Origin of the sequence: Thermococcus sp. PK (genome assembly GCF_000430485.1) — an archaeon.
GTDB lineage: Archaea > Methanobacteriota_B > Thermococci > Thermococcales > Thermococcaceae > Thermococcus_A > Thermococcus_A bergensis.
Genome location: NZ_KE387149.1, coordinates 594151 through 602557 on the forward strand (window position 1 = coordinate 594151; position 8407 = coordinate 602557).

The 8407-nt window shown below is 46.0% G+C and carries 10 protein-coding genes; 4 read left to right on the forward strand and 6 right to left on the reverse strand.

Going from position 1 to position 8407, the window contains the following annotated elements:
* Window positions 1-17 precede the first annotated feature (17 nt).
* Together THEPK_RS05075 and THEPK_RS05080 are read right to left on the reverse strand one after the other, a co-directional pair.
* Entirely contained in the window at window positions 18-458 is a 441-nt protein-coding gene (locus THEPK_RS05075) for a ferritin family protein (RefSeq protein WP_004066397.1), read from the reverse strand.
* Between the two features lie 5 nt (window positions 459-463).
* Window positions 464-1324 (reverse strand): cation diffusion facilitator family transporter, encoded by an 861-nt coding sequence (locus THEPK_RS05080; protein ID WP_042699123.1) that lies wholly within the window; start codon window positions 1322-1324, stop codon window positions 464-466.
* A gap of 139 nt (window positions 1325-1463) precedes the next feature.
* On the opposite strand from THEPK_RS05080, the gene THEPK_RS05085 reads away from it, so the two are divergent.
* Together THEPK_RS05085 and THEPK_RS05090 are read left to right on the forward strand one after the other, a co-directional pair.
* Window positions 1464-1829, forward strand: coding sequence for a hypothetical protein (locus tag THEPK_RS05085; RefSeq protein WP_198011290.1), 366 nt, complete (start codon window positions 1464-1466; stop codon window positions 1827-1829).
* A complete protein-coding gene (locus tag THEPK_RS05090; RefSeq protein WP_042699129.1) occupies window positions 1829-2662 on the forward strand; it encodes a radical SAM protein in 834 nt (277 codons plus the stop codon). Before THEPK_RS05085 ends, THEPK_RS05090 begins: the two co-directional genes overlap by 1 nt.
* Here THEPK_RS05090 and THEPK_RS05095 read toward each other — a convergent pair.
* On the reverse strand, window positions 2655-3578 hold the full coding sequence (locus THEPK_RS05095; protein ID WP_042699133.1) for a calcium/sodium antiporter: 924 nt from the start codon (window positions 3576-3578) through the stop codon (window positions 2655-2657). The genes THEPK_RS05090 and THEPK_RS05095 overlap by 8 nt on opposite strands.
* Before the next feature lie 95 nt (window positions 3579-3673).
* Between THEPK_RS05095 and deoC the strand changes: the two genes are divergently transcribed.
* Window positions 3674-4339, forward strand: a complete 666-nt coding sequence (deoC, locus tag THEPK_RS05100; RefSeq protein ID WP_042699135.1) for a deoxyribose-phosphate aldolase — start codon at window positions 3674-3676, stop codon at window positions 4337-4339.
* 41 nt (window positions 4340-4380) lie between these two features.
* Here deoC and THEPK_RS05105 read toward each other — a convergent pair whose 3' ends face one another.
* From THEPK_RS05105 to trxB, 3 genes are all read right to left on the reverse strand, one after another.
* Entirely contained in the window at window positions 4381-4983 is a 603-nt protein-coding gene (locus THEPK_RS05105; protein WP_042699137.1) for an ECF transporter S component, read from the reverse strand.
* 117 nt (window positions 4984-5100) lie between these two features.
* The gene (locus THEPK_RS05110) at window positions 5101-6444 is read right to left on the reverse strand and encodes an acetyl ornithine aminotransferase family protein (protein ID WP_042699139.1); all 1344 of its coding nucleotides are present in this window, start codon (window positions 6442-6444) and stop codon (window positions 5101-5103) included.
* 158 nt (window positions 6445-6602) lie between these two features.
* Entirely contained in the window at window positions 6603-7595 is a 993-nt protein-coding gene (trxB, locus tag THEPK_RS05115) for a thioredoxin-disulfide reductase (protein ID WP_042699141.1), read from the reverse strand.
* 195 nt (window positions 7596-7790) lie between these two features.
* On the opposite strand from trxB, the gene tnpA reads away from it, so the two are divergent.
* Window positions 7791-8225 carry an IS200/IS605 family transposase gene (gene tnpA, locus THEPK_RS05120; RefSeq protein WP_042699144.1) on the forward strand — a complete coding sequence of 145 codons (435 nt, stop codon included), beginning with the start codon at window positions 7791-7793 and terminating at the stop codon, window positions 8223-8225.
* Window positions 8226-8407 lie beyond the last annotated feature (182 nt).

Below are 8407 nucleotides of genomic sequence, written 5' to 3' on the forward strand. Positions count from 1 at the left end.
TCGGATATTTTATCCAACTATTCCTCTAAACCCTCATAGATAATCTTCAGCCTGTAGGCATGTTTGAGCTCTTCTTGAGCCATCATGTTGAATATCTCGCTTAAAGAACCGCTAAGTATCTGGCTTAGTTTTTTGTAGAGCTCATAGCTGTGCTTTTCCCTTATGAGGGCCTCTAAGATAAGATCAGTCAGTGTCTGAGGCTCAGCCCTCTCATCCTGGAAGTATGGCTCCAGGCTTAAAGAATCCACGTAATCTATAACCGCGGTTTTTTCCAGAGTCTTCTCACTGCTGAACTTCTCAATTGTATTTTTGTGCCTCAGCTCTTCACTTGCAAGCCACTGGAAGTGTTCGATTAAAGAGGGGTGCTCATAGGTAGCAAAAGTCTCTCCAAGCTTGTAGAGGTTGTAAAGCTCGTTCTCTTGGTGAACTATCTTCTGCAGGAGCTCTTCAAGCTTCATCTTTCTCACTCCGTTATCCCTTTGATATCTACATGGACAAACGCCGCCTCAACCTCATCGAGGTCTTCGATTCTCCTTTTAACTTCTTCGCTTATGTCATGTGCTTCTTTAAGGGTGAGGTGTGGAGGAACCTCTATGTGCAGTTCAACATGCAACTTTGGACCGACGTAGTGTGCCCTCAGGTCATGCACCCCAACAACACCCTCAACGCTGAGTGCAGTTTCTTTAATCTTTTCACACAGCTCAAAGGGTGGAGAAGTTCCCGTTAGGTAGTTCACATTCTTGAAGACTATCTCAGCAGCAGCCTTACCCACAAGCAAAGCCACGACAAGTCCTGCCAAAGCGTCCCCATAGGTAAAGCCCAGCCTTTGAAGGAGTAAGCCTATTAAAACAGCGACACTGCTCAGTGCATCACTCCTGTGGTGATAAGCATCTGCAACAAGTATCTGGTTGTTGAGCTTCTTTCCCACTCTAAGGGCGTACTGGGTCATTGCTTCCTTTGAGACAATAGAAATCACAACAACGGCAAGCATGACCGAGTTCACTTCAATAACATGCCCGCTGAAGATTCTTTTCAGGGCATCTCTGGCTATTTCATAAGCAACCAGAAAGAGCAATATGCCTATAAAAAAGGCAAACAGGGATTCAAATCTGGAATGGCCGAAGGGATGGGTTTTATCGGCAGGCTTTGATGCGATCTTAACCCCGAAGTAGCCCACGATACTTGTCGCAAGATCCGAGAGAGAGTGTATACCATCGGAAATCAAAGCCAAACTGGAGTATAAGAACCCAACAAAAACCTTCAGAATAGCCAAAAGAACGTTTCCAAGGATGCTCGCTATTAAAGGCCTGTAAACCTCTTCCATAGGTTACGCCCCTCAGTCCGTCACTCCATCATCACGACTCAGGTAAGGCTGAACTCTTCATTGGGTGTTACACAATTCGCATGAGACTTTATAAATCTTTTTCAAAAGACTTTTATTGTTAATAAACAAGCAACAATCGGTGGAGTTCATGGCAAATAAGCCGAGATACACGATACGAATTTATATGGGGAGCAAGGATAAGTACCTAGCCCTAAGCCTGTGGGATGCATACATAGACCAGCATGGAACCTTCAGACCGGCAAACATAAGCATGATAATCCATAATGAGGACGTTGAGGCAAAGGCCTCGATGAGGACGGAGACAGCTGCTAGGCTTGCAGCGGTGCTTTTAAATATGGTGGCTGAGGCGGAGAAGCTGACCATGAAAGAAAAGAAAAAGATCAGTCTTGAAGAGAAGCTTGAGGAGCAGTTCCTTCTCGAAGAAGAAGAGGAGGACATTATCGAAGACGTAGAGAGAATAGATGCAAGCGTCGATGAGGAGTGATGGCTTTGAAAAAGCTCAAAGTTTACATACCGGGAATTTCTTTCCCTTCTATTTCAATTACCGGGAATTATTGTGCATTAAGCTGTGCCCACTGCGGAAAGCACTATCTCGAGGGGATGAAAAAGGTAACAAAGCAGAACCTCGTTGAATACTGCAAATCCCTTGAGAAAGAGGGATACAAAGGCTGTCTTCTAAGCGGTGGGATGGACTCGAGGCTGAAAGTACCCCTCGACCGTTATTCTTCGGAGATAGAACGGATAAAGAAAGAAACGGAGCTAAAGCTCAATGCCCATATAGGGTTTATAGAGGAGAAGGACTTGGAGTGGATAAAGCACGTTGATGTAGTCTCCCTTGATTTTGTTGGGGACGATGACGTCATTAGGAGGGTGTATAAGATAGAAAAGGGTGTCAAAGATTACCTTGCGATAATGGAGCTCCTAACGTCAAACGGGATCAGAGTTGCACCGCACATAACCATAGGGCTGGACTTTGGAAAGGTCTGGTGGGAGTACAGGGCTATTGACATGCTTGTCGAGTACCCGATTGACGTCCTGGTTCTCGACGTGCTTATTCCCACGAGAGGGACAGAAATGGAGAATGTAAAGGCCCCCTCCGTGGAGGAGAGTCTAAAGGTTATTAGATACGCCCGAGAAAGATTTGATGGGGAGCTCAGCGTTGGATGCATGAGGCCTATGGGGAAATGGAGGCTGGAGTTTGATAGAGGTGCCATAGCAGAGGGAATCGACAGAATAACAAACCCTCCAAGAAAAGTTATCGAATGGGCAAAAAAGATAAGGGAAGTTGAGATTATTTACGAATGCTGCGTTATGTGAACTGAACATAGAGGAAATAAGCATAGAGTGCCAAGAGGACTGCGCTTGTTTTTCTCCCAACTCTGTTGTTCAGCTTTAAAGAAATCGCGAGCACTGCCATTACGAGCAACGTCAGAGGCATTGTAAATGAGTAAATGCTGTAATCCACTTTTATCGGCCGTATTAAAGCAGCGATGCCGATTACCATGAGGATGTCGAGTATATTGGCTCCTACAACGTTGCCAACACTTATGTTGTGGATTTTTTTCAGCGTTGCGGTTAATGAGTTTGCCATCTCCGGGAGGGAGGTTCCAATTGAAACAAGTGTAAGTCCTATAACCACTTCAGGAATCCCAAGGGCCGTGGCGATTTTTACGGCACTGTTAACAACAAGCCTCGCTCCCAGGACAACAACAAGCCCGCTCGCAAACAAAATCAGCACATCTTTCTTGGGGCTTCCCCTGCCTTCTTGGACTTCTTCCAGCGTCACGTGCTTCTTGTAGAGGTAGTAGAGAAATCCCACATATATCAGAATCAAACTAAACCCTTCAGCTCTGGAAATCACCAGATCTCTCATCAAAATCCACGCGTAGAGCGTGACGGCGATCATAAAAAGAGCATTCTTCCAGGCGATTTCATCCACGTCAAGGGGCATAATTAGGGCAGACACTCCCAGGATCAGAGCTATGTTTGCCAGGGCACTCCCTATAGCGTTTCCGAGGGATATGTCGCTGAAGCCTTGATACGCAGCTATCGCAGAAGTCGTGACCTCTGGCAGAGTTGTGGCAACGCTGGCCAGCACTAGGGCAATTATGAACTCGCTAACTCCAAAGCCTTTTGCGACTCTTGTGGCAGCCTCAACAAAAAGGTCGCTCCCTTTTATCAGCATAATCAGTCCCAGGACAAAGGCTCCAAAAGTTATGATATACTCTTCCATCTCACATCCCGAAAGATACTGGGGGCTAATTTTAAAAGCCTTTGGGTGGAAACCCTAAAATACAACACTGCCAAACTAACGGTGAGGTGAGAAGTATGGACATTGCGAAGTATATAGACCACACAAACCTGAAGCCCTACGCCACCAAAGAGGACATAATAAAGCTCTGCGAAGAGGCGAAGAAATACGGCTTTTATGCAGTTTGTGTCAACCCATACAGGGTAAAGCTCGCAAAAGAACAGCTAAAAGGTACAGATATCAAGGTTGCGAGCGTAATTGGATTCCCCCTTGGAGCCACTCCCACGGAGGTAAAGGTCTTTGAGGCAAAGAAAGCCCTCGAAGATGGTGCGGATGAACTTGATATGGTCATCAACATCGGAGCGCTGAAGGATAAAGATTATGAGTACGTTAAAAACGACATAGCAGAGGTTGTAAAGGTTGCCCATGAGAAAGGGGCTGTAGTGAAGGTTATAATTGAAACTTGCTACCTCACCGACGAAGAAAAAGAGATAGCCTGTAAGCTTGCCATGGAAGCCGGGGCGGATTTTGTCAAAACTTCAACGGGATTTGGAACGGGAGGAGCAACCGTCGAAGACGTAAGGCTAATGCGCAGGATTGTAGGGGATAAGCTTGGAGTAAAAGCTGCTGGCGGCATAAGAACCTACGAACAGGCCCTGGCAATGATAGAAGCAGGGGCAAATAGAATAGGCACGTCAAGCGGCGTGAAAATCGTGGAAGAAGCCAGACAGAAAGCCCAGTGAGTACTTCACGGAAAATTGAAAGAAGGGGAAATTGGAAAACTCTAGATTTGAAGCGATACAAGCATGTCTTTGACTCTTCTTTTTATTATATGTCCTACTCCACCGCCCACAATAATTCCGGTAACTGCCTGAAGGGTATTTCCGGGAACGGATGTTAAAGCGTATCCCACTCCATAAAAATACACCTCAACTAAAAAGTATCCCAGAACCATTAGAACTCCACCGAGAATTGTGGCTAGGAGAATTGTTGTGAAATCGTCCTTCTTTGACGTTATGTATCCAATAACGAATCCCTCTACTCCTTTTATAACTAAAGTGAACGGTGCCCAGTGCGCGTAACCGGTAATCACATCTGCAAGTGCAGAACCAAACCCGCCAGCAAATGCTCCTATTGTAGGGCCAAAGAGGACTGCCACGAGCATTACCATGCTGTCTCCAACGTTGATATATCCCTTCGTTAAGGGTGTGGGCACCTGAATAATCATCGTTACTACTGCTACCAAAGCCGCCATTATGCCCGATAAAGCAACACCTACCGCAGCTTCGAAAACTTTCTTCTTGAGCACGAAGAGGTAGCCAAAGTAAAGCACAGTGACGACTATTAAAACCCACTTACCATATGGAGCGAGTGCTTCCATGGTCATTATCATCCCTCCACTTTAGTTAGTTTTTCAAGTTAAAACTTGAAATTGGTGCTTAAAAACCTTACCTTCAACATCTGCAGAGGAGTCAAGCAGAAGAGAAAAATAGAGGGAGTAAAATCAACCAACAACAGTTTTTATAGCCTCTTCGAGAATGTCCAGACCAATCTTGGCCTCTTCCTCGTCTATTGTCAGCGGTGGGATTAATCTCAAAGCACTCTTTCCACAGCCAAGGGTTGCGAGACCTCTCTTGAGAGCTTCAACTACAACCTGGTTTCTCTCCTTGCTTGCGTACTCTTTGGTCTTTCTGTCCTTTACGAATTCAATAGCCCACGCAAGGCCAAGCCCTCTGACGTCACCGATGATTTCATATTTATCATACATCTCCTGGAGCCTCTCTTTGAACAGTGGCTCAAGCTTTTTAGCGTTTTCAAGCAAGCCATTTTCGAGCTCGTCAATTACCGTTAATGCCGCCACACATGCCAATGCGTTTCCGCCATAAGTGTTGCTGTGTACTCCGGGGACACCAAAGTCCAGATCCTTCCTAAAGATTGTCGCTCCAATTGGCACTCCACCACCGAGGGCTTTTGCGAGGCTTATGATGTCCGGGGCAATTCCAAAGTGCTCGATTGCGAACATCTTACCCGTTCTTCCCATTCCCATCTGAACTTCGTCGTCTATGATTAGTATGCCGTGCTTGTCCGCAACTTTCTTGAGCTCCTTGAAGAAGTTCTTTGGTGGCACTATGTAGCCTCCTTCACCCTGAATTGGCTCCGCTACGAAAGCCGCAACTTCCTCTGGTGGAACATAGTGGTCAAAGAGGTAATCTTCAATATATTCAATTACCCTATTCACTAGTTCATCTGGTTCCTCATAACCATCAATGTGCCACGGGTTTCTGTAGGGGTTTGGATATGGAACGTGCTCAACACCCGGCATTGTTGGGAACATCCTTGACCTGTGGACTGGCTTGCTTGCCGTTAAGCTCATTGTTCCATGTGTTCTGCCGTGGAATGCTCCGATGAAGGCTATGAAGAGCTTTCTCTGGGTTGACCACTTCGCTATCTTCAGGGCTGCTTCATTAGCTTCTGTACCGCTGTTTGAAAGGAAGGTCTTCTTCTCAAAGTCGCCCGGAGCAATGCTGTCAAGCTTTTCGGCAAGAGCCACCTGATAGGGGTTGTAATAATCAGTTCCAGCACCGTGGATTAATTTGTCGAGCTGTTCTTTCAAAGCCTCAACAACCCTCGGGTTTCTAAGACCGGCGTTGAGTACTCCAATACCTGAGGAGAAGTCAAGAACCCTATTTCCATCGACATCAATCCAGTAGTTGCCTTCCGCTCTCTCTATAACCAAGAAGTATTCATTTGGGTCGTTTGTTGTGGTTGCCATATATTTGTGGTGCCTCTCTATTATTTCCTTGGCTTTTGGCCCGGGAATTTCCTTAACCTGGGGTCCCTTCACCATATTTGCTCACCAATGTATAGAATATTTTACACCTATATAATTTTATGCTCATTAGAATCCTTTTTTGTCCGAAAAAGTTTCGAAAATAATTGGAATTAAGCATTAGTTATGCAACAAAAATGCCAAAAAAGTTTGTAAAAAAGGACTTGGTGAAAAAATCATTCCTCATTTACGTTGGTTTTCCACTCTTCTAAAAGCTCCTTTGCGGAATTGGCAGCTATGGCTCCCTGCCCAACGGCCACCGCAATCTGCTTGAAGACGTTTGTTATGTCTCCCGCTGCAAAGATCCCCTTTATTTTTGTTCTCATGTACATATCGACAGGAATGTAGCCCTGCTCACCGGTAATGCCGAGGTGCTTAACAAAATCCGTCTTGGGCTCGTAGCCTATGAAGACAAACACACCATCGACCTTCTTCTCGAACACTTCGCCGGTCTTCACGTTCTTCAGCACTACGCTCTCGACCTTCTGGTCGCCCTTTATCTCAACGACAACTGTGTTTAAGAGTGCGGGTATTCCAGCTTTCTTGAATCTGTCCTGAAGTATTTTGTCCGCTCTGAACTGGTCTCTCCTGTGGACGAGGGTAACGTTGACGCCTATTTCTTTTAGGTATAGAGCTTCCTGCAGTGCCGTGTTGCCCCCTCCTACCACTATCACATCTTTGCCCTTGAAGAGAGGGCCGTCACAGGTTGCGCAGTAGCTAACTCCTCTTCCGTAGAACTTATCCTCGCCTGGAACTCTAAGCTTTCTCGGTTCTGCTCCAACGGCTATTATGACTGTTCTGGCAGTGTAAACTTTGCCGTTCTTTGTCTTTACCTGGAACTTGCACGGGCCTTCGTAGTATGCACACTCGGCGGGGTCTATTCTTTCAACTTCATCAAAAATTATCGGCACTCCAAGCTTCTTTACCTGCTCGTGCATTCTGCTGGCGAGCTCTGCACCTCTTATCCCCTCGGGGAATCCGGGGTAGTTCTCAATGAGGTCGGTAAGGGCAACGTTTCCACCTATGTCCTTTGAGATGATAAGAGTCTCCAGTCCGTAGCGTGCAGCATATATTGCTGCGGTAAAACCTGCTGGGCCAGCTCCTATTATCAGAACATCCCATGTTTTCTTCTCATCAACAGCTTGTGAAAGTCCACCCAAGCTAAACATGTCCCACACCTCCGGTTTATAACTTTTGGTTGAATACTTAAAAACATTATGGGACAGATTTGGGAACTAAATTACTTTTTCTTCTGAAAGCCTCGCCCTTTAGGGCGGGGATGCAGTAAACTACCCAACAGCCCTCAAACAGGAAAGCGAAAAGCATTTAAGCAATAATGCAGACCATACATTAAGGGGTTCACAATGAAACCCGAATCACCAAGAATCAAAAGAACAAGACACGCAAAACACTTCATAACCTACCATTTCGTCTGGATACCAAAATACCGGAGAGACATTCTCACCGGAAAAGTCGTCGAGAGACTCAAAGAAATGTTCAAAGAATACTCGGAAGAAATCGGGTGCGAGGTTATTGCCCTCGAAGTAATGCCCGACCACGTTCACGTCTTCCTTCAGGCAAAGCCCAACCTCTCGCCAGCCCAAATAGTGAACCACTTGAAAGGCAAAACCGCCAGAAAACTCCTCCAAGAGTTTCCAGAACTGAGGAGCAAGACGACACACGGTAGGTTATGGTCTCGCTCCTATTTCGTCGCCTCAGTCGGCTACATAACGGACGAGATTGTGAAGCACTACGTTGAAACCCAATGGGAGCGTGAGTTGAAACGAAGAGGAGCGTAACGCTCAAACTCCAGCCCTCAAAAGAAACCGAGAGAATTCTCTTCGAGTTAGCTGACATTGGGGCTAAAGTTTGGAACCAGATAAACTACCTTTCCAGGCAGGAATTCTTCGAGGGTAAACCAGTGGACTTCAACAGGACGGAGAAAATCGTCTATGAAGAATTCAAAAAGGAAATCGGCTCC